This is a genomic window from uncultured Brevundimonas sp. (genome assembly GCF_963975535.1).
In the GTDB taxonomy this organism is placed as follows: Bacteria; Pseudomonadota; Alphaproteobacteria; order Caulobacterales; family Caulobacteraceae; genus Brevundimonas.
This window is the reverse complement of sequence record NZ_CAXBHE010000005.1, coordinates 95,369-120,734: the sequence shown is the minus strand read 5'-3', so window position 1 is coordinate 120,734 and position 25,366 is coordinate 95,369. Positions and strand designations below refer to the sequence as shown.

At 68.5% G+C, this 25,366-nt stretch carries 25 protein-coding genes; 19 read left to right on the top strand and 6 right to left on the bottom strand.

All coding sequences use genetic code 11. The features are described from left to right. The first annotated feature begins 158 nt into the window (after nucleotides 1-158). The 13 genes from AACZ75_RS08715 (at nucleotide 159) to AACZ75_RS08655 (ending at nucleotide 14,011) form a co-directional block, all read left to right on the top strand. On the top strand, nucleotides 159-5,027 hold the full coding sequence (locus AACZ75_RS08715; protein WP_339872456.1) for an NAD-glutamate dehydrogenase: 4,869 nt from the start codon (nucleotides 159-161) through the stop codon (nucleotides 5,025-5,027). Between the two features lie 86 nt (nucleotides 5,028-5,113). Continuing rightward, a complete protein-coding gene (locus AACZ75_RS08710) occupies nucleotides 5,114-5,587 on the top strand; it encodes a universal stress protein (RefSeq protein WP_339872455.1) in 474 nt (157 codons plus the stop codon). Nucleotides 5,588-5,669: 82 nt separating this feature from the next. Next, the gene (locus AACZ75_RS08705; RefSeq protein ID WP_339872454.1) at nucleotides 5,670-6,227 is read left to right on the top strand and encodes a NifU family protein; all 558 of its coding nucleotides are present in this window, start codon (nucleotides 5,670-5,672) and stop codon (nucleotides 6,225-6,227) included. Between the two features lie 72 nt (nucleotides 6,228-6,299). Beyond that, a complete protein-coding gene (locus AACZ75_RS08700; protein ID WP_339872453.1) occupies nucleotides 6,300-6,890 on the top strand; it encodes a helix-turn-helix transcriptional regulator in 591 nt (196 codons plus the stop codon). A gap of 73 nt (nucleotides 6,891-6,963) precedes the next feature. After that, a complete protein-coding gene (locus AACZ75_RS08695) occupies nucleotides 6,964-7,356 on the top strand; it encodes a helix-turn-helix transcriptional regulator (protein ID WP_339872452.1) in 393 nt (130 codons plus the stop codon). A gap of 22 nt (nucleotides 7,357-7,378) precedes the next feature. Then, nucleotides 7,379-8,062, top strand: a complete 684-nt coding sequence (gene tsaB, locus AACZ75_RS08690) for a tRNA (adenosine(37)-N6)-threonylcarbamoyltransferase complex dimerization subunit type 1 TsaB (RefSeq protein WP_339872451.1) — start codon at nucleotides 7,379-7,381, stop codon at nucleotides 8,060-8,062. Continuing rightward, a complete protein-coding gene (locus tag AACZ75_RS08685; RefSeq protein WP_339872450.1) occupies nucleotides 8,059-8,499 on the top strand; it encodes a GNAT family N-acetyltransferase in 441 nt (146 codons plus the stop codon). The genes tsaB and AACZ75_RS08685 overlap by 4 nt, the downstream gene beginning before the upstream one ends. Before the next feature lie 59 nt (nucleotides 8,500-8,558). Then, nucleotides 8,559-9,002, top strand: coding sequence for a Fur family transcriptional regulator (locus tag AACZ75_RS08680; RefSeq protein ID WP_339872448.1), 444 nt, complete (start codon nucleotides 8,559-8,561; stop codon nucleotides 9,000-9,002). 77 nt (nucleotides 9,003-9,079) lie between these two features. After that, nucleotides 9,080-10,489: a tRNA (N6-isopentenyl adenosine(37)-C2)-methylthiotransferase MiaB gene (gene miaB, locus AACZ75_RS08675; RefSeq protein WP_339872447.1), complete on the top strand. Its 1,410-nt coding sequence runs from the start codon at nucleotides 9,080-9,082 to the stop codon at nucleotides 10,487-10,489. Next, nucleotides 10,489-11,469, top strand: a complete 981-nt coding sequence (locus tag AACZ75_RS08670; protein WP_339872446.1) for a PhoH family protein — start codon at nucleotides 10,489-10,491, stop codon at nucleotides 11,467-11,469. Before miaB ends, AACZ75_RS08670 begins: the two co-directional genes overlap by 1 nt. Then, complete coding sequence (gene ybeY / locus AACZ75_RS08665; protein WP_339872445.1) at nucleotides 11,466-11,918, top strand: rRNA maturation RNase YbeY; 453 nt, start codon at nucleotides 11,466-11,468, stop codon at nucleotides 11,916-11,918. Before AACZ75_RS08670 ends, ybeY begins: the two co-directional genes overlap by 4 nt. Beyond that, on the top strand, nucleotides 11,905-13,503 hold the full coding sequence (lnt, locus tag AACZ75_RS08660; RefSeq protein ID WP_339872443.1) for an apolipoprotein N-acyltransferase: 1,599 nt from the start codon (nucleotides 11,905-11,907) through the stop codon (nucleotides 13,501-13,503). Before ybeY ends, lnt begins: the two co-directional genes overlap by 14 nt. Nucleotides 13,504-13,594: 91 nt before the next feature. Further along, a complete protein-coding gene (locus AACZ75_RS08655) occupies nucleotides 13,595-14,011 on the top strand; it encodes a helix-turn-helix transcriptional regulator (protein WP_339872639.1) in 417 nt (138 codons plus the stop codon). Here the strand turns inward: AACZ75_RS08655 and AACZ75_RS08650 are convergent. After that, the gene (locus AACZ75_RS08650) at nucleotides 14,008-14,529 is read right to left on the bottom strand and encodes an S-type pyocin family protein (protein ID WP_339872442.1); all 522 of its coding nucleotides are present in this window, start codon (nucleotides 14,527-14,529) and stop codon (nucleotides 14,008-14,010) included. The genes AACZ75_RS08655 and AACZ75_RS08650 overlap by 4 nt on opposite strands. 117 nt (nucleotides 14,530-14,646) lie before the next feature. Between AACZ75_RS08650 and coaBC the strand changes: the two genes are divergently transcribed. Further along, nucleotides 14,647-15,870, top strand: coding sequence for a bifunctional phosphopantothenoylcysteine decarboxylase/phosphopantothenate--cysteine ligase CoaBC (coaBC, locus tag AACZ75_RS08645; protein ID WP_339872441.1), 1,224 nt, complete (start codon nucleotides 14,647-14,649; stop codon nucleotides 15,868-15,870). A gap of 22 nt (nucleotides 15,871-15,892) precedes the next feature. After that, complete coding sequence (gene dut / locus AACZ75_RS08640) at nucleotides 15,893-16,342, top strand: dUTP diphosphatase (protein ID WP_339872440.1); 450 nt, start codon at nucleotides 15,893-15,895, stop codon at nucleotides 16,340-16,342. A gap of 11 nt (nucleotides 16,343-16,353) precedes the next feature. On the opposite strand, the gene dapB is transcribed toward dut, so the two are convergent. From dapB to dnaK, 3 genes are all read right to left on the bottom strand, one after another. Continuing rightward, nucleotides 16,354-17,103 (bottom strand): 4-hydroxy-tetrahydrodipicolinate reductase, encoded by a 750-nt coding sequence (gene dapB, locus AACZ75_RS08635; RefSeq protein ID WP_339872439.1) that lies wholly within the window; start codon nucleotides 17,101-17,103, stop codon nucleotides 16,354-16,356. Continuing rightward, on the bottom strand, nucleotides 17,100-18,302 hold the full coding sequence (dnaJ, locus tag AACZ75_RS08630) for a molecular chaperone DnaJ (RefSeq protein WP_339872438.1): 1,203 nt from the start codon (nucleotides 18,300-18,302) through the stop codon (nucleotides 17,100-17,102). The genes dapB and dnaJ overlap by 4 nt, the downstream gene beginning before the upstream one ends. Nucleotides 18,303-18,470: 168 nt before the next feature. After that, nucleotides 18,471-20,387, bottom strand: coding sequence for a molecular chaperone DnaK (gene dnaK / locus AACZ75_RS08625; RefSeq protein ID WP_339872437.1), 1,917 nt, complete (start codon nucleotides 20,385-20,387; stop codon nucleotides 18,471-18,473). A 269-nt stretch (nucleotides 20,388-20,656) separates the two neighbouring features. On the opposite strand from dnaK, the gene AACZ75_RS08620 reads away from it, so the two are divergent. Both AACZ75_RS08620 and AACZ75_RS08615 read left to right on the top strand, forming a co-directional pair. Beyond that, nucleotides 20,657-21,274 (top strand): alpha-ketoglutarate-dependent dioxygenase AlkB, encoded by a 618-nt coding sequence (locus tag AACZ75_RS08620; protein WP_339872436.1) that lies wholly within the window; start codon nucleotides 20,657-20,659, stop codon nucleotides 21,272-21,274. Nucleotides 21,275-21,365: 91 nt separating this feature from the next. Next, entirely contained in the window at nucleotides 21,366-22,256 is an 891-nt protein-coding gene (locus AACZ75_RS08615) for a dienelactone hydrolase family protein (RefSeq protein ID WP_339872435.1), read from the top strand. Nucleotides 22,257-22,258: 2 nt separating this feature from the next. Here AACZ75_RS08615 and grpE read toward each other — a convergent pair whose 3' ends face one another. Continuing rightward, nucleotides 22,259-22,897, bottom strand: coding sequence for a nucleotide exchange factor GrpE (gene grpE / locus AACZ75_RS08610; RefSeq protein WP_339872434.1), 639 nt, complete (start codon nucleotides 22,895-22,897; stop codon nucleotides 22,259-22,261). Beyond that, nucleotides 22,894-23,937, bottom strand: a complete 1,044-nt coding sequence (gene hrcA / locus AACZ75_RS08605; RefSeq protein ID WP_339872638.1) for a heat-inducible transcriptional repressor HrcA — start codon at nucleotides 23,935-23,937, stop codon at nucleotides 22,894-22,896. The genes grpE and hrcA overlap by 4 nt, the downstream gene beginning before the upstream one ends. A gap of 120 nt (nucleotides 23,938-24,057) precedes the next feature. On the opposite strand from hrcA, the gene rph reads away from it, so the two are divergent. Both rph and AACZ75_RS08595 read left to right on the top strand, forming a co-directional pair. Then, entirely contained in the window at nucleotides 24,058-24,774 is a 717-nt protein-coding gene (rph, locus tag AACZ75_RS08600; protein WP_339872637.1) for a ribonuclease PH, read from the top strand. A 205-nt stretch (nucleotides 24,775-24,979) separates the two neighbouring features. Next, nucleotides 24,980-25,354: a hypothetical protein gene (locus AACZ75_RS08595; RefSeq protein ID WP_339872433.1), complete on the top strand. Its 375-nt coding sequence runs from the start codon at nucleotides 24,980-24,982 to the stop codon at nucleotides 25,352-25,354. Nucleotides 25,355-25,366: the final 12 nt, after the last annotated feature.

The following is a 25,366-nucleotide window of genomic DNA, read 5'->3' as shown; positions in this document are numbered from 1 at the left end:
ACGCTTTTGGGCCTTTCCCGCGCGCCGCCGTTCGCCTAGTCAGCAGCAGCGCTGGCGTGCCGCGAACGGAGTTGTTTCCTCCGGGCCCGAAACCACTCTAGTGTCTGGCTCGAACAACCCGTGAGCGGCCCTGTGCCGTGCTGAGAGAGACCCTGCCCATGTCCGGCGAAGCCCCTACCGCGTCTTCTCAAGCGATCACGCTGGAGGCGTTGGGCAAGAGCTTCGCAAAGGCCCTGGGCCGGCGCACGCTGGACACGGCCGAACAGTCCTATCTGCAGCAGGCTTTCGACGACTACGCGGCCGACGAGACCCCGGAAATCGCCGTCGAGGACTTCACCGTCGTGCTGGCCACCGTCTGGCAGTCGGCGCTGAACCGCAGGTCCGGTGACCCGGCCCAGATCACGATCGGACCGCTCGCCGGTGCCGGCGGGCGGTCGACCGGCTGTGATGTGGTGCAGATCATTCAGGATGACCGGCCGTTCCTGGTCGACAGCGTGATGGGTGAGCTCGCCGAGGTTGGCGTCACCGTCCGCGGCCTGTTCCATCCGGTCGTCGAGACAGCCCGTCCGGGCGACAAGGCGGCCCGCGAATCGATGATCATCGTCGTCATCGATCCCCTGCCGCAGGAGCGTCGCGACGCCCTCGGCGACGGCCTGGCCCAGTCGCTTGCCGATGTGCGGGCCGCGGTCGTCGACCACGGCGCGATGAATGCCCTGATGGCGCGCTCGATCGCCCATCTGGAGGCCTGCCCCGCCGGGGTCGATCCGGCGGTCGTCGAGGAGAACCTGGCCTTTCTGAGCTGGCTGAATGACGATCATTTCGTTTTCCTCGGCGCGCGCGATTATGACTATCCGCGCACCGCGAGCGGCGGCTACGAGGCCGAAGCCCCGCTGAGTCAGTCCGGCGAGGGCCTCGGCGTTCTCAGCGACCCGGAGCGGACCGTCCTGCGCCGCGCCAACGAGCCGGCCGTGCTGACCAAGTCGATGAAGCGCCAGCTGGACCTGTCCGAACCGGTGACCGTGGCCAAGGCCAATATCCGCTCGCGGGTCCATCGCCGGGCCTACATGGATTATGTCGGGGTCAAGCGTTACGGGGCCGACGGCCGGCCCTCGGGCGAAACCCGGTTTGTCGGCCTGTTCACGGCCGAGGCCTATGACCGCACGGCGTCCCAGGTCCCGCTGGTGCGCCGCAAGGTCACCAACGCCCTGGCCCGCGCCGGCAAGGCCCCCGGCAGCCATAATGAAAAGCGTCTCCGCAATATTCTCGAGAACTATCCCCGGGATGAGCTGTTCCAGATCCGCGAGGACGAGCTGCTGGAGATCGCCAACGGCATTCTCCACCTCTACGACCGCCCGCGGATCAAGATTTTCACCCGCAACGATCCCTTTGACCGGTTCGTGTCGGTCCTGGCCTTTATTCCGCGTGAGCGTTTCGACGCCAGCGTCCGCGAGCGCATCGGGCGGATTCTGGCCAATGCCTGGGGCGGGCGTCTGTCGGCCTGGTATCCGCAACTGTCGGATCAGCCGCTGGTGCGGATTCACTACATCATCGGCGTCACGGCGGGAGATCATCCGACTCCGGACATGGATGCTCTTGAAATCGCCGTCGCCGAGGCCGGGCGCAGCTGGATCGACCGGTTCGAGCGCGCGGTCCGCGTCGCCGGATTCGACGAGGTTTCGGTCGGTCCGGTCAGCGGCAAATGGGCCGACGCCTTCGGGGCCGGCTATCGGGACCGGTACAATGCCACCGAGGCGGTCGAGGACCTTCAGGCGTTCGATTGCCTGAATCGCTCAGGCCTGGTCGACGGGGGCGAGCCGGTTGCGGTTCGGGCCTTCAGGACGGCGACCGACACCTCGCTGCATTTCCGCTTCAAACTCTACCGGCGTGGCTCGGCCGTGCCGCTGTCCGACGTACTGCCGATTCTGGCCGACATGGGGCTGAAGGCCCTCGAGGAATGGGGCAATGCCATTCGACCGGCCGGTGACGACCCCATCCATATCCACGAATTCCTGCTCGAGGACCCGCGCGGCGACAGCCTGACCTTCGACGACGTCCGGGTCCCGTTTGAGCAGGCGTTCTCCGCTGTCTGGTCCGGCCGCACCGAGAGTGACGGCTTCAACCGTCTGGTTCTGGAACTGGGCGTTGACTGGCGTGAGGCGGCGCTGATGCGCACCCTGGCCCGCTATCGCCAGCAGACCGGTCTGGACCCCAGTCAGGCGGTCCAGGAGGAGGCCCTGCGCGAGTACCCGGAGGTCGCCCGCGCCATCCTGTCCCTGTTCAAGGCCAAATTCGATCCGGCGCTCGGCGATGTCGCCAGTCGTCAGGCCCAGGTCGATGCGCTGAACGGCAAGATCATCCGTCTGCTGCAGGATGTGCGCAGCCTGGACGATGACCGGGCCCTGCGCCGGATTGCCCTGCTGGTGGACGCCGTCAAGCGCACCAACTATTTCCAGGTCGGCCCGGACGGCCAGCCGGCACCGCATATCTCGATCAAGATCGCCTCGCGCGAACTCGAGGACCTGCCCAAGCCCAAGCCCTTCCGCGAAATCTTCGTCTGGGCCCCCAATGTCGAGGGCGTGCACCTGCGTTTCGGCCCGGTGGCGCGCGGTGGCCTGCGCTGGTCGGACCGCCGTGATGACTTCCGCACCGAGGTGCTGGGCCTGGTCAAGGCCCAGCAGGTCAAGAACGCCGTCATCGTGCCGGTCGGGTCCAAGGGCGGATTCTATCCGAAATGCCTGCCCAAGGGCGGCGATCGCGATGCGATCCAGGCCGAGGCGATCCGCGCCTACACGACCTTTCTGTCGGGGCTGCTCGACATCACCGACAACATCGCCGCTGACGGGGCGGTGATCCGTCCGGCCAATACGGTCGCCTGGGAAGACGACGACCCCTATCTGGTCGTCGCCGCCGACAAGGGCACGGCCACGTTTTCCGACATCGCCAACGGTATCTCCGCCGCCTACGGTTTCTGGCTGGATGACGCCTTCGCCAGTGGTGGCTCGGTCGGCTACGACCACAAGGTCATGGGCATTACCGCCCGCGGGACGTGGGAGGCGGTCAAGCGCCACTTCCGCGAAATGGGCAAGGACATCCAGACCGAGCCCTTTACCGTGGTCGGTGTCGGCGACATGTCGGGCGATGTGTTCGGCAACGGCATGCTGCTGTCCAGGGCGACGCGGATTGTCGCCGCCTTTGACCATCGCGACATCTTCATCGATCCGAATCCGGATCCGGCCACATCCTGGATCGAGCGCGACCGGCTGTTCAAACTGCCCCGCACCTCGTGGCAGGACTACGACAAGTCGATTATCTCGAAGGGTGGCGGGGTCTTTTCCCGCTCGGCCAAATCGATCGATCTGTCGCCGGAAATCCGGGCGGCCCTCGATATCGAGGATACGGTTCTAGATCCGGCCTCGCTGATGAAGGCCATCCTCCGCGCCCCGGCAGAGCTGCTCTATTTCGGTGGCATCGGCACCTATGTGAAGGCCCCGCACGAGACCGACACCCAGGTCGGCGACAAGGCCAATGACGCGATCCGGGTGGATGGTGCCGAGGTTCGCGCCAAGGTCATCGGCGAGGGTGCCAACCTGGGCGTGACCCAGGCCGGCCGTATCGCCTTTGCCCACAGCGGCGGTCGCATCAACACGGACGCCATCGACAACTCCGCCGGCGTCGACAGCTCGGACCACGAGGTCAACATCAAGATCCTGACCGGGGCGGCCATCGCCTCGGGCGCGCTCAAGGCCGAGAAGCGAAACGCCTTGCTGGCCTCGATGACCGACGAAGTCGGCCTCAAGGTGCTGGCGCACAACTACGACCAGACCCTGGCGCTTTCGCTGCAGCAGGCCGAGGGCGGCGGCGCGCTGGACGCGCAGCAGCGCTTCATGCTGTGGCTGGGGGCCAAGGGCAAGCTGGACCGCAAGGTCGAGGGCCTGCCCGATGATCTGAAGCTGGCCGAGATGAAGGCCGCGGGCCAGGCTCTGACCCGGCCCGAACTGGCGGTCCTGACCGCCTATTCCAAGATCGAACTGTTCGACGACATCGTCGCCTCGGCTGCGCCCGAGGATCCCTTCTTTGAAGAGACCCTGGTCCGCTACTTCCCGAAGCCGCTGGCGAAATTCGAAGCCGACATGAAACGCCACCGCCTGCATCGCGAGATCGTGGCGACGGTGCTGTCGAACGAGATCGTCAACATGGCCGGGCCGACCTTCCCGGAACGGCTGAGGCTCAGCGCCGAATGCGACACCACCGCGATGGTCATCGCCTTCGAGGCCGCCCGTCGGGTCTTCCGTCTCGATGAGGCCTGGGATGCGGTGTCGGGCTTGGACCTGAAGATTCCGGCCGAGGCCCAGACGGTTCTCTATCGCGAGATCGCCACCGTGTTGCGCCGCCAGACCTTCTGGCTGGCCCGACGTGCGGCCCGGGACGGGATGACGGTCGACAGCCTGATCGCCGCCTACCGGCCGGCTGCCGATGCCCTTCGGGCCCGGGGCGGGGCGGTCCTGTCCCATTTCGAACAGGACCGGCTGGAAAAGCGTGTGCAGTCGTTCATCGCCCTGGGGGTCCCGGTCAAGATGGCCCGGGCCGTCGCCCTCCTTCGTCCGCTGGTCGCCACCTCCGATATCGGGGACCTGGCCCGCGAGGCGGGCTGGCCGGAGCCGGAAATGGCCATGCTCTACCATCAGGTCGGCGCGGCCTTCGATTTTGACCGGTTGCGCGCCGCGGCCGGTGCCGTGCCGTCGGTCGATCATTTCGATCGCCTGGCCGTGCGCCGACTGATCGAGGACCTGATGACCGAACAGATGGTTCTGACCCGCGCTGTGGCCCGGTCCGCCGACAAGTCGGTGGGCGAGAGCGAGGCCGCCGCCGAGCAGGCGGTCGACGCCTGGATCGGTCCCCGGCTCAGGATTGTCGAGGGGGTGCGCGCCTCGGTCGACGAAATCGAGACCTCGGGAACGGGCTGGACCTTCGCCAAATTGACCATTGCCAATGGTGCCATTCGTGAGGTTGCGGCCACGGCGACCTGAATCCGAAACGGCCCCCGGCCCAGGCCGGGGGCCGCTTCTTGCCGAACCCCGGACCAGAGCCGGGGGATCGACAGCGTCCGAAAGGAATGCCCTTGCCCCGCAAGTTTCTGGTCGTCGTCGACGACAGTCCGGAGTTCGATGCCGCGCTGCGCTACGCCGCGCGGCGGGCCCGCTCGACGGGGGGGCGGGTCGCCCTGCTGCGGGTCCTGCCGACAGGTTCCGACGCTCACTGGTCCGGGGTGCGGGATGAAATTCAACGTGAATTACGGTCCGAGGCGGAAGCCCTGCTGAATCGTCTTGGCGAGGAGGCGGCTGAACGCTCGGGGGCCCAGCCCTTGTTCCTGATCGAGGAGGGTGACGCCCAGGACGCCATTCACAAGGTCGTTCGTGACGACCCCGAGATCAAGATCCTCGTCCTCGCGGCCGGGTCCGGGGCGAGGGGGCCGGGCCCCCTGGTCACGGCCGTGCTCAAGCAGGGCGCGGCGTTCGGTGGACGCAAACTGCCCGTCACCATTGTCCCGGGTGAGCTGACCGAGGCCGAGATCGAAGACCTCGGTTGACGGGGACCGGCCAGGGGCGGAGGGGCAACGTGTCGCGTACGCCGGGCTTGAAACCGGGGCAGGCGGGGCGCATCTGAGGCCCATGTTCATCCAGACCGAGACGACGCCGAATCCGAATGTGCTGAAATTCCTGCCGGGTCGCGACGTGGCGACCGCCGGGGTGCAGGAGTTTCTGTCGATCGACGCCGCGACGGCATCGCCCCTGGCGGAGGCCCTGTTCCAGCTCGAAGGGGTGACGGGGGTCTTCTTCGGCGCGGACTATGTGTCGGTCACCCGCCACCCGACTTACGAATGGACGATGATCAAGGCACCGGTACTGGCGGCCATCATGGATCATTTCGTGTCCGGTGCGTCGCTGATGCGCGACGAGTCCCCGGCTGCCGACGGGCACGCCGAGGATGACAGTGAAGTCGTGGCCGAGATCAAGGCCCTGCTCGACAGTCGGGTGCGGCCGGCCGTCGCCCAGGACGGGGGGGACATCCTGTTCGACGCCTTTGATCCGGAGTCGGGGGTCCTGTCCCTGCGCATGCGCGGTGCCTGTGCCGGCTGTCCGTCATCCTCGGCCACCCTCAAGGCGGGGGTCGAGCAGATGATGAAACACTATGTTCCCGAGGTGACCCGGGTCGAACAGGTTCTCTAGCGACCGGCCTTCACCATTCAGTGAAACGTTTTCGTCCTCGCCACGCTGCGGAGACGATGGCATGTTTGTGCGATGCCGCGTTTTGAACTGGATCCTGCCGCCCGTCGTCTGGGCGAAGCGCTCGCGACTCTCCGCCGGGACCGGGGTCTGAGTCAGGCCGAGGCCGGGGCCCGGATGGGCATGACCAGCCAGGGCTGGGGGCTGTATGAGGCCGGTCGCCGGCCCGGTCTGTTCCGCCCGGACGTGCAACGTCGCCTGACGGCGGCGATCGACGCCACGGTCGAGGATCTCGAGCGACAATGCGTGGTTCAGCCGCTGCCCGAACCGGAGCCATCCGGCCTTGAGGCGCGACCGCGCGCGTTCAGCCGCAGTGCTGACACCGAGACGGCGGCCCTGCCCCGCCTGCAGCTGTCCAATGACGATCTCAGGCCCTGGGCAGCCTCCGGTGTGGTGCTGGTGTATGAACCCGGACGCTGGCCGCGCCGCGACCAGGGCTGTGTCATTCATATGAACGACGGCGAGACCCGGATTCGGCTCTATGACCGGGCCGACGCCGAGGCCCTGGTGGTCCATGGCGGGCCGTCCGGCCTTGGGGTCGAGGAACGGATCCCCCGGTCGACCGTCCGTGAGGTCGCCGCCGTCGTGGCCAGGCTGGAACACTGAATGAAACACAATCGTTGCATTTCGTCCGGTTTCATGAAACCTTTCGGTCCGGTTCAGCCAGGGGAATCGGCGGATGGGCATCCGGTCGGGAAACAGCATCGACGCCTATGTCGGGGCGCGGATCAGTCTCAGGCGATCGGCGATGGGCCTGTCGCAGACGGCCCTGGCCGAAGAATTGGGCGTCAGCTTCCAGCAGGTTCAGAAATACGAGACCGGTGCCAACCGGATCTCGGCCTCGCGCCTGCACCGGATCGCCACGGTTCTGGGCACATCGGTCGGCGCGCTGTTCCCCCCGGTCGACACCAGCGGCGAGGGGCCGGATGCGCCCGACTGGCTGGGGAAGGTGAAACGGCTGCAGGCCTCGAGCGAGGGGCGGGTGCTGGCGACGGCCTTTCCCCGAATCGAGGACGTTCGGGTGCGACGCGCGATAGCGCGGGTCGTGGCGGCACTGGCGCGCCGTGGCTGACGCCGGATCAGGGCGCGTCCCGGTGAGGGTGCTGCTGATTGATACCGCCCTCTCGCTGTGCACGGCGGCCGTGTTTGAGGGCGAAACAGCCCTGGCCGTTCGGTCGGAGCCGATGTTCAAGGGACACCAGGAACGGCTGGCGGGTTTCGTTCGCGATGTGATGGCCGAGGCCGGAACCGGTTTCGATGGCCTCGACCGGATCGGGGTCACCACGGGGCCGGGTTCCTTCACCGGCCTGCGCGTCGGCCTGGCCTTTGCCCAGGGATTCGGGGCCGCGCTGGGGCGTCCGGTCGTCGGCATCTCGACCCTGGACGCCCTGGCGGCCTCGATCGCTCCGGACGCGCGGGCACCTGGGGCTGTCGCCGCCCTGATCGATGCCCGACGCGGTCAGGTCTATGCCCGGTTGTGGTGCGACGGGGTCGCGGCGGGCCCGGCCGAAGCCCTGTCCCTCGCGGCGGCGGCGGCCCGGATCGCCGCCCTCGCACCGGACATCACCCTCGTCGGTTCGGGGGCTCCCCTGTTGTCAGACGCCGTCCCCGGGGCCGTGGTCGTCGATCTGCCGGGCCCGGCTCCCGAGGCCCTGGCCCGGCTGGTGGTTGCCGCGGACCCTCGCCGGGCCCCGCCGGAACCCCAGTATCTGCGCGCGCCCGACGCGACCCCGCCGACGCGGCTGCCCGGCCAGCCCCGGGTCCAGGCAAGGTCGTGAGGGTCGCGCCCCCGGACCCCGAGGCCCTGGCCGCCCTGCACGGGACGGGTTTTGACCGGGGCTGGACCGCAGCGACCTTCGCCGATCTGCTGACCCAGCCGGGCGTGACGGCCATTACGGGGCCGGACGGCTTCGTCCTGATCCGGGTCGTGGCCGACGAGGCCGAGATCCTGACCCTGGCCGTGCGCCCGGCGGCACGGGGACGGGGGCAGGGGGGCCGACTGATCCGCGAGGCGGCGTCGACAGCCGCTGCGGCCGGAGCGGGACGCCTGTTCCTCGAGGTGGCCGAGGACAATGTCGCCGCGCGGGCCCTGTACCGGCGGGTCGGGTTTGAGGCCGTCGGCCGTCGGCCCCGCTACTATAGCCGGGCCGGGGCCCCGCCGGTCGACGCCCTGCTTCTGAGTCTGAACTTGCCGGGACCGCTTCCCATAGGCTGATCGGCTGCCTATCTTCCCTCCCCATGGACCGGATCGAGAAACTCTGCGCTGACCGCGGCATGCGCATGACCGAGCAACGGCGCGTCATCGCGCGGGTGCTGTCAAATGCCGACGATCATCCCGACGTGGAAGAACTGTACCGTCGGGCCTCCTCGATCGACCCGCACATCTCGATCGCCACCGTCTATCGCACCGTCCGGCTGTTCGAAGAGGCCGGGGTGGTCGAGAAGCACGATTTCGGCGACGGGCGGTCGCGCTATGAGGAAGCCGGGGATGATCATCACGATCATCTGATCGACGCCAAGACGGGTGAGGTCATCGAGTTCTTCGACGCCGAGATCGAACGGCTGAAGACCGAAATCGCCGAACGGCTCGGCTTTGAACTGATCGGGCACAAGCTTGAGCTCTATGGCAAGCCGATCGATGGCGCGGCGCCGTCGGATCGCGAGGGCCTGATCTTCAACCGGCGGGCCACGCGGACGGACACCGACGACCCCGGTTGACCCGGCCCGGTCCCGGACCGCCGTCGTCGCCACCGGGGGCATGGCGCGAACCGCACGGGGGCTTTAAAAGCCGACCCATGATTGAAGCCCAAGGTTCGCCACCGGTCGCCGACGACGCAGGCCCCGCGCCCAAACGCCTGTTCATCAAGACCTACGGTTGCCAGATGAACGTCTATGACTCCGAGCGCATGGCCGATGTGCTGCGCCCGCTCGGCTATCAGGCGACCGACACCGCCGAGGACGCCGATTTCGTCATTCTCAATACCTGCCATATCCGCGAGAAGGCGGCCGAAAAGGTCTATTCCGAGCTGGGCAAGCTGAGGGAATTGAAGGACGCCCGGGCGCGGAACGGGACGAACTCGATGACGATCGCGGTGGCCGGCTGTGTCGCCCAGGCCGAGGGCGAGGAAATCATGCGCCGCCAGCCGGCGGTCGATCTGGTGGTCGGGCCGCAGGCCTATCACCAGCTGCCGGAGCTGCTGACCCGCACGGCGCGGGCGCGGGGCGAGCGGATCGGTGCCGATTTCGCGCCCCATGCCAAGTTCGACGCCATGACGTCCGAACGTATCGGACCGCGCGGCATCACCGGCCCGACCGCCTTCCTGACGGTGCAGGAAGGCTGCGACAAATTCTGCACCTTCTGCGTCGTGCCCTATACGCGCGGGGCGGAATGGTCACGGCCCGTGGGGGACATCCTGACCGAGGCCCGGGCCCTGGTCGAACGGGGCGTGCGCGAGATCACGCTGCTGGGCCAGAACGTCAACGCCTTCAACGGTGCGGGACCGGACGGCGCGCCCTCGACCCTGGCGCGTCTGGCCCATGCCCTGGCCGACATCCCCGGTCTGGACCGGCTGCGCTACACGACCAGCCACCCCAATGACATGAGCGAAGACCTGATCGCCGCCCACGGCGAGCTGGACGCGTTGATGCCCTATCTGCACCTGCCGGTGCAGTCCGGCTCGGATCGCATCCTGCGGCTGATGAACCGCAAGCATGGCCCGAAGACCTATCTCGATGTGATTGACCGGATCCGCGCGGTGCGGCCCGACATCGCCATTTCCGGGGACTTCATCGTCGGCTTCCCCGGCGAGACCGACCGGGATTTCGAGGACACCCTGACCCTGGTGCGGCAGGTCAACTACGCCTCGGCCTTTTCCTTCATGTATTCGCCGCGCCCGGGCACGCCCGCCGCCGCCATGGCCGCCCAGGTGCCGGACGCCGTCGCCCGCGAACGGCTGCATGCGCTGCAGGCCCTGCTGTTCGAGCAACAGACCGCGTTCAATGCGTCCCAGGCCGGCAAGACCCTGTCGGTCCTGTTCGAACGCAAGGGCCGCAATCCGGGCCAGGCCATCGGTCGCTCGCCCTATCTCCAGTCGGTTCATGTCGAAAACGGGGAGCATCTGCTCGGCCAGATCGTTGCCGTGGAGATCGAAAGCGCTTCGCAGAACAGTCTGGCGGGTCGCATCATTCAGCAGAAGGCGGCCTGATGGCGCGTGAGTCCGAGTTCCTGACCCTTGATGACCGGGCCCTGCGGGCCGTCATCGGCCCCAACAGCCGCCACGTCGCCCTGATTGAGGACGCCTTCAAGGTGCTGGTCGAGGCCCCCGGCGGCGGGGTGTCGATCAACGGCTCGGCCCGCGACCGCGCCAATGCCCGGCAGGTGATCGAATCCCTGGCCAAGCGGGCCGACAAGGGGGCCGAGGTCACCGAGGCTGACGTGCGCGCGATCATGGGGACGGTCCGTGGCGGCGGGGTCAGCGCCGACCCCATGGCCCTGCCGGTCGGCCGGCGCGGGGCCATCGTGCCCAAGACCAATGCCCAGGCCCGCTATCTCGAAATCCTCGCCCGCTGCGAGCTCAGCTTCGGCGTCGGTCCGGCCGGGACGGGCAAGACCTTCCTGGCGGCCGCCTATGGGGCCTCCCTGCTGCGCCGGGGCCAGGTCGATCGTCTGGTCATCACCCGCCCGGCGGTCGAGGCCGGCGAAAAGCTGGGCTTCCTGCCCGGCGATCTGAACGAGAAGGTCGACCCCTATCTGGCCCCGATCTGGGAGGCGCTGAACGACATCCTCGGCCCCGAGGACGTGCAGCGCCGCCGCGACAAGGGCGAGATCGAGGCCGCGCCCATCGCCTTCATGCGCGGGCGCACGCTCAGCCATGCCTTCGTCATCGTCGACGAGGCCCAGAATACCTCGCGTCTGCAGATGAAGATGGTCCTGACCCGCCTGGGGGAGGGGGCCCGGATGGTGGTGACCGGCGACCCCAGCCAGATCGACCTGCTGAACCCGCGCGATTCCGGCCTGGCCCACGCCCTGCGCATCCTGCGCGATGTGAAGGGTGTCGGGGTGCTGGAATTCGAGGCCCAGGACGTGGTCCGCCACGCCATGGTCGAGCGGATCGTGCGCGCCTATGACGCCGATGCGGCCCATGAGCGGCCGCGGCCGGACCTTGAGGAGCGTGTGAGCCGATGATCGAGATCGTCGAGGACGACGCCGACGGCTGGTCCGCCGTCGGTGCGGACCTGTCCGGCGTGGTCGAACGTGCCGCCAGGGCCGCCCTGGGGCGGGTCGAGGGCGAGGTGGTGGTGCTGCTGACCGATGACGCCGGTGTGCGCGATCTGAATGCGCGGTTCCGGGGCAAGGACGCGCCGACCAATGTCCTGTCCTTTCCGGCCGCCGAGGGGGCCGGGGACCTGCTGGGCGACATCGCCCTGGCCTCGGGCGTCTGCCGGGCCGAGGCCGAGGCCCAGGGCAAGACCCTGGCCGACCATCTGAGCCATCTCGTGGTGCACGGGGTGCTGCATCTGCTGGGTCGGGACCATGAAGACGAGGTCGAGGCCGAGGCGATGGAGGCCGAGGAGCGGACGATCCTTGCCAGCCTCGGGGTCGCCGACCCATACAGGTCCGATGCTCAAGCTTGATCCGACCCACCCGCGCCACAGCCTGATCCTGCGCTGGGTCCGTATCGGCCTGGCGCTGCTGGCCGGAGCGGGGACGGCGCTGGCCCATCCACCGTTCGGTGTCCTGCCCGGCCTGCTCGGCTATCCGCTGCTGATGCTGCTGGCGGAACGTTCGACCACGGCGCGCGGTGCCTTCTGGATGGGCTGGCTCGCCGGCTTCGCCTATTTCTTCATCGGCTGCTGGTGGGTGGCCGAGGCCTTTCTGGTCAATCCGGACCAGGCCTGGATGGCCCCGTTTGCGGCCAGTCTCCTGCCGATGGGTCTGGGCCTGTTCTGGGGCACGGCCACGGTGCTGTATCGCCGGATCGCCCCCGCCGGTGTCCACCGTGTGCTGGTGTTCGCCGCCTGTTTCGCCCTGCTGGAGTGGCTGCGTGGCCACGTCCTGACGGGTTTTCCCTGGAATCCGGCCGGGGCCAGCTGGAAGGCGGGCTCGGCCATGTCCCAGTTCGCCGCCGTCGCCGGGGTCTATGGTCTCGGCTTCGTCACGGTCGCCGCGGTGTCGGCCCTCGGCCTGGTACGCGGTCCGGAACCCCGCCGGACCCGGATCGCCGGCGTCGCGACCGGCGTGACGGTGCTGGCCGCCCTGTGGGTGGGCGGCGCGGTTCATCTGTCCCAGGCCCGGCTGCTGTTCACCGATACCCTGGTGCGGATCGTCCAGGCCGATGTGCCGCAGGAGTCCAAATGGACGCCGGAAGCCTATCAGGGGATCGTTGACCGCTATGTGACTCTGACGGCCCGACCCGGTGACCGGGTTCCGGATGTGGTGATCTGGCCCGAGGGGGCCCTGCCGGCCACGGCCAATGATGTCTTCGCGGCCGGCGCGCCCGACGGGGTGGCCATCGCCCGGGCGCTCCGACCCGGCCAGACCCTGCTGGTCGGCCTCGGCCGCGGCGAGGCCGATGCCACGGCCGAAGGCGGGGCGCGCTACTTCAACAGCCTGTTCGTCCTGCATGACGAGGGTGACACCGGGCTGCGGATCACCGGAATCTACGACAAGCACCGTCTGGTACCTTTCGGGGAATACCTGCCGATGGGTCGGTTGATGAGCCGGTTGGGGATTCGCAGCCTGGTGCACGTGCCCGCCGACTTCAGCGCGGGCCCGGTTCCGGCCCCGATCGCCGTGCCCGGGGCCCCGCCGGCCCAGCCGCTGATCTGCTACGAAAGCCTCTATCCCGGATTCACGCCGGGCGTGCAGGGACGGCCGGGCTGGATCGTCAATGTGTCGAACGACGCCTGGTTCGGTCGCACGTCCGGACCGCTGCAGCATCTCAATCTGGCCAGCTACCGGGCCATCGAGACCGGCCTTCCCGTGGTCCGGGCCACCCCGACCGGCGTGTCGGCGATGATCGATCCATGGGGCCGTATCGTCGACAACGCGCGGCTGGATCCCGGTGAAAGCGGGGTCATTGACGTCCGGCTGGCACAACCTGCGGCGATCACCCTGTACGGCCGGTTTGGCGATCTGCTGTTCTGGTTGGCGGTGGTCGCCAGCCTGGCCCTCGTGGCTTTTCGACCCGGCCGCCAGCACCGGAACACTACCGAGTAGGCATGATGGTTTCTCTGTTTTAAGGTGACATTCTGCTGCTGTGGGCGCATTGCAGGACAACCGAACAGAAAAGAAGGCGCTGGGTTTGGCGATGGCAAGAGGCGGCGGCGAGGATGGTCCCCATCCGGTAGATCGGCATGTTGGCCGGAGAGTCTGCGAAAAACGGATCAGCCTGGGCTACAACCAGAGTGACCTCGGGCGGGCTCTTGGGCTCACCTTCCAGCAGATCCAGAAATACGAAAAGGGCGCGAACCGCATCTCGGCCTCGAAGCTCTGGGATATCGCGCGCTTCTTCAAGGTCGACATCGGTTACTTTTTCGAAGGTCTGAACCAGGCCGGGGCCGGCGTCGGTGAAGGCGGGGCTCCCGCCTTCGACCACGACTTCCCGGCAACCCGCTACACGATCGAGGTGTCGCGTCTGGCCCCCCGGCTGTCCACCCGGCACCAGAAGCTGGTGCTGGAGCTGGTCCGGGAACTGGGCGAGAGCGGAACCGACGACGCCGGCTAGGGCGCGCCCGCCGGGCGGGACCGGCCAAAGTCCGGTGCCCGCGCCTTTTGCTCGGCCCAGTAGCGCACACCGTCGTCCGGCTTGAACATGGTACGCGGCGTACCATCGCGCGCCGCGACGGCGAAGGTATTGGTCGCCGCCTCATAATAGAGCACATCGCCATTCGGCCGCCGGACCGTTTCAACCGTGCCTGGCGGATGGTCGACGAAGGCCCGCATCTTGGCGAGATAGTCCGCGGACGACCGGGCCCCGAACGCTGCCCCGTTGCGCTGGAACAGGCGTTCGACCTTGGCGTCCACGGTCTCACGACGGTTGGTGGTTATCGGCGGGCGTTGCGGTGCGGGGCGGTCGGCCTGTGTGGGCACGCCGGGCCCATCCTCTCCGGCGGGCCGTGTCAGGTCCGCGGTCCGGTCGCGCGTCTCGACGGCCGAACCCGCATTGTCACACGCGCCGGGCCCCAGCAGCATCAGGACCCCCGCGATCATCAGCCCGCTCCCGGCGACAGGATTGCGCGCCATGTTTCCCTCCATGCGGTTGTGGTGATCTACCCATAGTTGAAAACGCGTGTTGCTGCAATGTTCCCCGTCGAACGCTTCCGCCTCGACGCCGCCCCTTGCCCTCGCTAGAGGAGCGGGATGTCCGAGGTCTCGTTGAACGCCCGAAGAGTCCTGCTGATCGTCGGTGGCGGCATCGCCGCCTACAAGGCGCTGGAGCTGGTGCGCCTGCTGCGCAAGGCGGGGGCCGGCGTGCGCACCGTCCTGACCGACGGGGGGGCGCAGTTCGTTACGCCCCTGTCGCTGGCGGCCCTGTCCGGCCATCCGGTGCACCACGCCCTGTTCTCGCCCGAGGACGAAACCGCCATGGGCCATATCGAGCTGTCGCGCTGGGCCGATCTGGTGGTCGTTGCCCCGGCCACGGCGGGCCTGATCGCCAAGGCGGCCAACGGCCTGGCCGATGACCTGGCCTCGACCACCCTTCTGGCCACCGACAAGCGGGTCCTGATGGCTCCGGCGATGAATGTGCGGATGTGGCAGCATCCCGCGGTTCAGGCCAATCTGGCGCGCCTCAGGGGCTTTGGCGGCCTGCATGCCGTGACAACCGTCGGGCCGGACGAGGGCGAGATGGCCTGCGGGGAATTCGGCCCGGGCCGCATGGCGGAACCGGCGGCGATCCTGTCGGCGATCTGCGCCCTGCTGACCGACGGCGGTCAACGGTCGTTGGTCGGGCGTCGGGCCGTGGTGACGGCCGGGCCGACCTTTGAGCCGATCGATCCGGTCCGGGGCCTGACCAACCGGTCCAGCGGCAAACAGGGCTATGCCATCGCCGCCGCCCTGGCCGAACGCGGGGCCGCGGTGACCCTGGTCTCCGGGCCGGTGGGTCTGGACGCGCCCGGGGGTGTGCACCGGGTCTGGGTCGAGACGGCTGTGGAGATGAAGGCGGCGGTCGATGCGGCCCTGCCGGCCGACATCGCCGTCATGTCCGCCGCCGTGGCGGACTGGCGCGTTGACGGGGTCGCGGGCGGCAAGATCAAGAAGGCCCCGGGCGGTCCGCCGTCGCTGGCCCTGATCGAGAATCCCGACATCCTGGCGGGCCTGTCCGCGCCGGGCCCGAACCGGCCGGCCCTGGTCATAGGCTTTGCCGCGGAAACCGCCGATCTCGAGACCAATGCCCGGGCCAAATTGTCCCGCAAGGGCTGTGACTGGATCATCGCCAACGACGTTTCGGATGATGTGTTCGGAGCCGACAGCAATTCGGTGACCCTGTTCCAGCGCGGTGGGTCCGAGGACGTCTGGCCGCGCCAGTCCAAGGCCGATGTGGCCCGCACCCTCGTCGACCGCATCGTCGATCATTTCGCCTGACCCCGACCGGAGCCTGCCGTCCATGACGACCGTGCGTATCGAACGCCTGCTCCATGCGGCGGGCCTGCCGCTGCCGGCCTATGAGACCGCCGGATCGGCCGGCATGGATCTGCGCGCCGCGATCGCCGATGACCAGCCCCTGACCCTGGCCCCGGGGGCGCGGGCCCTGGTGCCGACCGGGCTGAAGATTGCCCTGGAACCGGGTTATGAGGCCCAGGTCCGGCCGCGCTCGGGTCTGGCCCTGAAACACGGCGTCACCTGCCTGAACACGCCCGGGACGGTCGACAGCGACTATCGCGGCGAGGTCGGGGTGATCCTCGCCAACCTCGGGGCCGAACCCTTTGTCATTCGTCGCGGCGACCGCATCGCCCAGATGGTCATCGCCCGCCATGCGCAGGCGACCATGGTCGAGGTTCACGCACTCGATGACACGGCGCGGGGTACGGGCGGATTCGGGTCGACGGGTCGGTAGCCTGCCAGGACCTAGGCCTGGCGGAAGCCGAGGACGTCCTGCATGTCATAGAGGCCCGGCGGGCGTTTGCGGACCCAGGCGGCCGCGGCCACGGCCCCCCGCGCGAACAGTGACCGGTCGATGGCCTTGTGACTGAGGGTGACGACCTCGTCTTCCGAGGCAAACATGACCGTGTGTTCGCCGACGATGCCGCCGGCGCGCAGGGTGGCAAAGCCGATCCGGCCCGGTTCGCGTTCGCCGGTCAGGCCGTCATAGGGCGGGCTTTTCAGGTCGGAGAGGTCCGCGCCGCGTCCGGCGGCGGCGGCCTCGCCCAGCATCAGGGCCGTTCCCGAGGGGGCGTCGACCTTGCGCCGGTGGTGGGCTTCCAGCACCTCGATATCCCAGTCGCGGGCGTCCAGGCGCTGGGCGGCCTGTTCGACCAGCCCGATCAGCACATTCACCCCGAGAGAAAAATTGCCACTGCGCACGATCGCCACACTGGCGGCGGCGGCCGCCAGTTCGACCTCCTGGGCCTCGCTGAAGCCGGTCGAGCCGATCACCAGGGCGGGACCGCCCCGTTCAGCGCAGGTGCGGGCGAGGGCCATGGACGAGTCCGGGGTCGAAAAGTCGATGATGACGTCGCACAGGCTGAGGTCGGCCGTCTCGCCCCGGTCAAAACGGGCCGCGACCACCACATCCTCGCGGGCGTCGAGCACCTGGGAGACCGCGCGTCCCATTCGACCCCGGGCCCCCGAAATCCCGGCGTGGAACAGGGCCGTCACGCGGTGGTTTCTTTCGAACCCGGGGCCGCGCCGGAGGCCGGAGGCTCACCGCCCAGGATATCGGCCCAGAAGCGCTTGGCCTTGCCGGCGAAATTGGAATTGCGCGGACTCTGGTCCGCGCCGAAGGTCCCGGCCAGTTCTTCCATCAGCTCGCGCTGGCGGGCGGTCAGGTCGGTCGGAGTCTCGACGAACAGCTCGACCAGCAGGTCGCCGCGCTGCCGCCCGTTCAGGTGGGGCATGCCCTTGCCCCTGATGCGGACCGTCTTGCCGGTCTGGGCCCCGGCGGGAACCTGGACCCGGGCCTTGCACTGGCCGTCGCAGGCCTCGGACACCAGGCAGGGGGCGTCAATCTCGCCGCCCAGGGCCGCGGTGGTCATCGGCACGGGCACCGTCACCAGCAGGTCGAGGTTGTCCCGCTCGAACAATTCATGCGGTGTGACGGACAGGAAGACATAGAGGTCGCCGCGCGGCCCGCCACGCAGCCCGGAATCGCCCTCGCCCGACAGGCGGATGCGCGAGCCGTCGTCGACCCCGGCCGGGACCTTCAACGCCAGTTTGCGGGTTTTGCGGACCTGACCGTGGCCATGGCAGGTGGTGCAGGGCTCGGCGATCATCTGGCCGCCGCCGCCGCAGCGCGGGCAGGTTCGCTCGACCTGGAAGAAGCCGTTGGCCTGGCGCACACGTCCGGCCCCCTGGCAGGTGGTGCAGGTGACCGGCTTGGTGCCCTTTTTCGCGCCCGACCCTTCGCAGCCGTCGCAGGTGGCTGTCGAGGGGACGCCGATCTCGACATCGGCCCCGCGATAGGCCTGTTCCAGGGTGATCTCCAGATCGTAGCGCAGGTCCGAGCCGCGGCGCGGTCCGCTCTGCTGCTGGCGACCGCCCCGGCCGCCGAACACATCGCCGAAGGCGTCGCCGAACACCTGGGAGAAGATGTCGTTGACGTCGTGGAAGCCCTGCTGACCACCGCCGCCGCCGCCGTTGACCCCGGCATGACCGAACCGGTCGTAGGCGGCGCGCTTCTGTTCGTCCGACAGGACCGTGTAGGCCTCGGAGATTTCCTTGAACCGGGCCATGGATTCATCACAGCCGCCGTTGCGGTCGGGATGGTGGGCCATCGCGAGCTTGCGATAGGCTGACTTGAGCCCCGCCGCATCGATCGTGCGCTCGACGCCCAGAATTTCGTAATAATCACGCGCCATCAGGCGTTTGTCCTCTTACCCCTGGCCGACGGACCGTGCCTCTTGCCGGGCGCTGGTCCGGATCGGTCGACCCCACTGACATGGGGGCCGGGTCAAATGATGCAAGTTTCATGACAAGACCCCGCCTGCCGGCTGACAAGCGGGGCCCTGTTCATGTCAAGCGCCTGATCAGGCGCTCTTTTTCTCGTCGTCGCTGTCGTCGCCCTCGCCCGAGACTTCCTCGAACTCGGCGTCGACCACACCGTCGTCGGCGGGAGCCTCATCGGCGGCACCCTCGCCCTGCTGGTTGGCGTACATCGCCTCACCCAGCTTCATCGAGGCCTGGACCAGGGTATTGGTCTTGGTCCGGATGTCCTCGGCGTCGGTGCCCTCCTTGGCCGCCTTGAGCTCGGCCAGGGCGGTTTCGATCGCCGCCTTCTCGTCCGCGCCGACCTTGTCGCCGTGTTCGGCCATGGCCTTCTCGGTCGAGTGGACCAGGCTGTCGGCCGCGTTCACGGCCTCGACCAGGTCCTTGCGGGTCTTGTCGGCGGCCGCATTGGACTCGGCCTCCTTGACCATCTTCTCGATGTCGTCATCGGACAGGCCGCCGTTGGCCTGGATCCGGATCGACTGTTCCTTGTTGGTCGCCTTGTCCTTGGCGGTCACATGAACGATGCCGTTGGCGTCGATGTCGAAGGCGACCTCGATCTGGGGCATGCCGCGCGGTGCCGGCGGGATGCCCATCAGGTCGAACTGGCCCAGCACCTTGTTGTCCGAGGCCATCGGCCGCTCGCCCTGGAAGACCCGGATGGTCACGGCCGACTGGTTGTCGTCGGCGGTGGAGAACACCTGGCTCTTCTTGGTCGGGATGGTGGTGTTGCGCTCGATCAGCGGGGTGAACACACCGCCCAGGGTCTCGATGCCCAGGGTCAGCGGCGTCACGTCGAGCAGCAGCACGTCCTTGACGTCGCCCTGCAGCACACCGGCCTGGACCGCGGCCCCCAGGGCCACGACCTCATCCGGGTTCACACCCTTGTGCGGCTCCTTGCCGAAGAATTTCTTCACGGCCTCCTGGACCATCGGCATGCGGGTCATGCCGCCGACCAGCACCACTTCGTCGATGTCCGAGGCCTTGAGGCCCGCGTCCTTCAGCGCCTTGGCGCAGGGCTCGATCGTGCGCTGGACCAGGTCGTCGACCAGGGCTTCCAGCTTGGCGCGCGACAGCTTGATGTTCAGGTGCAGCGGGCCCGAGGCGTTCATGGTGATGAACGGCAGGTTGACCTCGTACTGGGTCGTGGAGCTGAGCTCCTTCTTGGCCTTTTCCGCCTCTTCCTTGAGGCGCTGCAGGGCCAGCTTGTCGGACCGCAGGTCGACGCCCTGTTCCTTCTTGAACTCGTCGGCCAGGTAGTCGACCAGACGCAGGTCGAAATCCTCACCGCCGAGGAAGGTATCGCCATTGGTCGACTTCACCTCGAACACGCCGTCGCCGATCTCGAGAATCGAGACGTCGAAGGTCCCGCCGCCGAGGTCATAGACGGCGATCTTCTGACCTTCGTTCTTCTCCAGGCCATAGGCCAGGGCGGCCGCGGTCGGCTCGTTGATGATGCGCAGCACCTCGAGGCCGGCGATCTTGCCGGCGTCCTTGGTCGCCTGACGCTGGGCGTCGTTGAAATAGGCCGGGACGGTAATGACGGCCTGGGTCACGGTCTCGCCGAGGTAGGCCTCCGCGGCCTCCTTCATCTTGCCGAGGGTGAAGGCCGAGATCTGCTGCGGCGAATAATCCTTGCCGTTGGCGCGCACCCAAGCGTCGCCGGTCGGTCCCTTGACGATCTCGTAGGGGACCATCTTCTTGTCCTTGGCCACCACCGGATCGTCGAAATTCCGCCCGATCAGGCGCTTGATCGCGAACAGGGTGTTGGTGGGGTTGGTCACCGCCTGACGGCGGGCGGGCTGGCCAACGAGGGTCTCGCCGCCGTCCTGGATGGCCACGACCGACGGGGTCGTGCGGTTGCCTTCCGCGTTTTCGATGACCTTCGGATTCTTGCCGTCCATGACGGCGACGCACGAGTTGGTCGTGCCGAGGTCGATGCCGATGATCTTGGCCATGGGCTTTTTTCTTTCACTCCAGCGGCGGGCGATGCGGCGGCCTTCAAGGAAGCGCGGCTCAGGATCGCCCCCATACGGTTCAGGGGTCAGGATGATCCGGGCGGAAAGCTCCGAGACGTTCGGGGCCTTCTCCGGTTGTTGCGGATATGGGAAAGACCTCAGGGGTCGCAAGGGCTTCGTCGCCACGCGGCGTGATTCCGGGGTCTATTTGCCCGTCCTTTCGCGATTTTCCCTGACGAACGGGCGCATGGAGCGCCAGGAGGCCCGGGATGGCGACGGCCAGGCAGCTTGAGACGGGGCTGGAGGGCTTCCGCTACTGGCCGGGCGCGCTGGGACCGCCGGACCAGTCCCGGCTGCTGGCCGAGGTCCGGACGGTGGTGGCCCGGGCCCCCTTCTATCGGCCCGAGACGCCGGGCGGCCGGCCGTTTTCGGTGTTGATGACCAACTGCGGACCGCTGGGCTGGGTTTCTGACCGGGCCGGCTATCGCTACCAGCCGCTCCATCCGGTGAGCGGACGACCCTGGCCGGCGATTCCGCCCCTGCTGCTGGACCTATGGGAGCGATTGACCGGCCACGACGCCCCGCCGGACGCCTGCCTGGTCAATCTGTACAGGGGACCGGCCCGCATGGGCCTGCACCAGGACCGGGACGAGGTCGACCTGACGGCACCGGTCCTGTCGGTCTCGCTCGGGGACACGGCCGTGTTCCGCATCGGTCCGGCGGCGGGCGGTCCGACGCGGGTGGTGCGGCTGGCGTCCGGGGACGTCTGTGCCCTGACCGGACCGGCGCGGCTGGCGCGGCACGGCATCGACCGGATTCTCCCGGACACGTCGCGACTGCTGTCCGGCGGGGGACGACTGAACCTGACCCTGCGCCGGGCCCGTTAAACCGGGACCGGGATCAGGGGTTCGTGACTCGACACCCGGCCCGGCTCAGGGTCACTGTGGATGTTCCCGTCCGTGTCCGGAGCTTCCCCTGATGACTGTGCTGATCCGGCCTGAAGGCCAGACCTCCGATGATTTTCGCTTCAGCCGCCGCGCGCTGGGCGGGCTGTTCTTCGCCGGCTATGCCACCGCGGCCCTGGCCCAGGACGCCCGGCCGGTGACGACCAGTGCCGAGGGCCTGGTAACCGCTGATGTGACCTATCCCGCGCCCGACGGCTTTGACCTGCCGGCCTATGTCGCCCGGCCCGACGGAGAGGGACCCTTTCCCGTGGTCATCGTCGTGTCCGAGATCTTCGGGGTGCATGAATATATCCGCGACATCTGCCGCCGGCTGGCCCGGGCCGGCTATGCGGCCATCGCGCCGGCCTTCTTCGTCCGGGTCGCGGACCCGGCCCCGCTCGAGGACATGCAGCAGGTCCAGGCCATCGTGGCCGCCGCCGGCTATGAGCAGGTGATGGGCGATGTGGCCGCCACCCTGGACTGGGCCAGCCAGCAGCTCTGGGCCAACAGCGAGCGGGTCGGGATCACCGGCTTCTGCTGGGGCGGCAAGGTGGTCTGGCAGGCCGCGGCCCGGTTCGCCGCGATCGACGCCGGGGTCGCCTGGTACGGACGCCTGGCCCCGCCGGAGGGGGCGACGCCGGAGCAGAGGGCCGCCAGCGCGCCCTGGCCGGTCGACTTGGCTGACGACCTGAAGGGTCAGGTTATCGGCCTCTATGGTGAAAACGATCGGGGTATTCCGCTGTCGAGCGTGGAATCCATGCGCCTGGCCCTGGCCCGGGCCGGAGCCTCGGGAGACGAGATCACCGTCTATCCCGGGGCCCCGCACGGTTTTCACGCCGACTACCGGGCCAGCTACACACCCGCCGCCGCAGCGGACGGGTGGAGCCGGTTGCTCGCCTTGTTTGCGGCGAAGCTGAAGACCTGATTTCAGGCCGTCTCGTCGAACTGGCCGCCGGTTTCGTCAGCCTTTTCGTAGGGGTTGGAGCCGGCAGGGGCGGTTCCGGCCGTCGGGCCCGAACCCCGGGCGGCCACCACGACCATGGCCGGCCGCACCGTGCGGCCGAACAGGGCGAAGCCGGGCTGAAGGGTCTGGATCACCGTCCCGCCCGCGACCGTGTCCGACGGCTGCTCCATCACCGCCTGGTGCTGATGCGGATCGAAGGTTTCGCCCGCCTCGGGGGCCACCCGCTTCAGGCCGTTGGCCTCGAAGGCCGACAGCAGGGATTTCTCGATCAGCTCCAGACCGGTCACCAGGTTGGTGGCCACGGGATCGGCGTCGCGCGGCGCGGCGGTCAGGGCGCGCTGCAGGCTGTCGGCCACCCCCAGCAGATCCTTGGAGAAGCGCTGGATGGCGTAGGCGCGCGCGTCATTCATCTGGCCCTCGGCGCGACGCCGGGTGTTGTCGGCCTCCGCGGCCGCGCGCAGGGCACGGTCCTTCCACTCGTCGCGCTCGGCGATCAGGGCGTCGATCGGGCCGAGGCCGTCATCCGGGGTCTCGGGGCCGCTCGCCTGGGCGATGTCGGCTTCCAGTTCGGTATCGATGGGGTCGTCGTTGATGTCGCTCACGTGTCCTGTCCGTCCAGCATTCTTCCCAGCACCCGGGCGGTGTAGTCCACCAGCGGGATGACTCGGGCGTAATTCAGTCGCGCGGGGCCGATGACGCCGATGGCGCCGACGACCCTCTGTCGGCCCGTCATATAGGGTGCGGCGATCAAGGCGGAACCCGACAATGAAAACAACCGTGTTTCAGCCCCGATAAAAATGCGTACCCCCTGGGCCTCGGAGACCCCGTCGAGCAGACCGATCAGCTGTTCCTTCTGCTCAAGGTCGTCGAACAGGACCCGTACGCGCTCGAGATCCTCGGCCGTCTCGCGATTGTGCAGCAGGTTGGCGCGGCCGCGCACGATCAGCGAACGGTCGCGCTCGGCCCCGCCGGACCAGGCGGCCATGCCGTCCTCGACCAGCCGGGCGGCGGCGGCGTCCAGGGCCTGGCGGGCCGCGGCCAGTTCGGCCCCCATCTCGCTGCGGGCCTCGGCCAGCGGGCGACCCTTGAGGCGGGCGTTGAGGAAGTTGGAGGCCTCCTGCAGGGTCGAGGGGGTGACTCCCGCCGACAGCGGCATGATGCGGTTCTCGACCGAACCGTCGTCGCCGACGAGGATGGCCAGCGCCTGATCGTGGCCGAGGGCGACGAATTCGACGTGTTTGACGCCGGCGTCGCGCACGGGTGAGGCGACGATGCCGGCCCCCCCGGCCAGGCCGGACAGCAGGTTGGTGGCCTCGTCCAGCGCCTCATCGAAGCCGCGGCCGCGGCCGGCGAGGCGACCGTCGATCTCGCGCCGCTCTTCCTGGCCGATGTCGCCGATCTCGAGCAGGCCGTCGACGAACAGGCGCAGGCCGGCATGGGTGGGGATGCGACCCGCCGAACTGTGCGAGGCGGCGAGCAGACCGGCCAGGGTCAGGTCCTGCATGGTGTTGCGGATCGAGGCCGGGGACAGATGGACGCCGCCGCGCGACAGGGTGCGTGAGCCGACCGGGTCGCCGGTCTCGAGATAGGATTCGACGATCCGGCGGAAAATATCGCGGGCCCGGCCGTCAAGCGCAGCCAGTCCGCCCCCTGCGGCGAGGGGGGTGGGGCCGAACGGTGAACGGTTGGGGGCATACAGGCTCACCCTTTCAGGATAAGCAGCGCCGCTCCCGCTTGCCAGAAGGAACGTCAAATGACCTCGATCCGCCCCTCGGAACGTCAACCCGACCAGCTGCGTGCCGTGACGCTGGAAACCGGCGTCAACCGCTATGCCGAGGGGTCGTGCCTGGTGACGTTCGGCCACACGAAGGTTCTGGTCACGGCCTCGGTCGAGGACAAGGTGCCGGGCTGGATGCGCAACAGCGGCCAGGGCTGGGTCACCGCCGAATACGGCATGTTGCCGCGGGCGACCCATACGCGTGGCCGGCGCGAGGCCGCCAGCGGCAAGCAGTCCGGCCGGACCCAGGAGATTCAACGTCTGATCGGTCGCTCGATGCGGGCCGTGGTCGACATGAAGGCCCTGGGCGAGCGTCAGGTGGTGCTGGACTGCGACGTGATCCAGGCCGACGGCGGCACGCGCACGGCGGCCATCACCGGGGCCTGGGTGGCCATGGCCAGTGCCTTTGACTATCTGCGCGCCGAGGGGGTGATGAAGACCGACCCGATCCTCGACCAGGTCGCCGCGGTGTCATGCGGCGTGTTTCAGGACCTGCCGGTGCTGGACCTCGACTATGAGGAGGACTCCACCGCCGAGGCCGATTCCAACTTCGTCCTGACCGGCGCGGGCCAGATCGTCGAGATCCAGGCCACCGGCGAGAAGCGCGGCTTTTCGCGGCCCGAGTTCGACCGGCTGTTCCAGCTGGCCGAGGGCGGCTGTGCCGATCTGTTCGCCCTGCAGCGGGCTGCGCTGAAGCGCTAGGGCGCGACGTGGCCGGGTTCTTCAGGTCGGAGAACCCGCGCCCGGGTGCCGGCGGGGCCCGTTTGTGGCCTTGGTCCCGGGACGGCCGGCCCGGAGCGCGTCCCGGTCCCCGTGCGGATGTCCCGCCTGTGGCTTCGGGGTATCGTCGTGCGGCGAACCGGGGCATCGTGCGGGATCTGACCGACCCGACGACCGGAGACCTGCCATGCGCACCGCCCACGCCCTCGCCTTTCTCGCCGGCCTGTCTATCCTTTCGGCCTGTGACAAACCCGGGGAGACGCCGGTCGACGCCGTCGAGGTCGTGGCCCCCCCGGCAATCGTGATGCCGGCTGACGCCCCGCCCCAGGAGGAGGTCGATCCCGGCCTGTCGCCGGCTGCGGCCGGGGTCGAGGGGTCCTGTCTGTCCGAAGTCGGGGCTGCCGCCGCGGGCCGGCTGGTCGAGCGGTGCATCCAGGTCAGCCCGGCCACCCGCCCGCCATGCAACGTCCAGAATCGCTGCGCCCTGATCCAGGGGGAAATCGACCGCTCCTGCGCCATGTATGGACCGGACGAGGCCCGCCCGCCCGAATGCACCGCCTGACAGGTTGCCGTG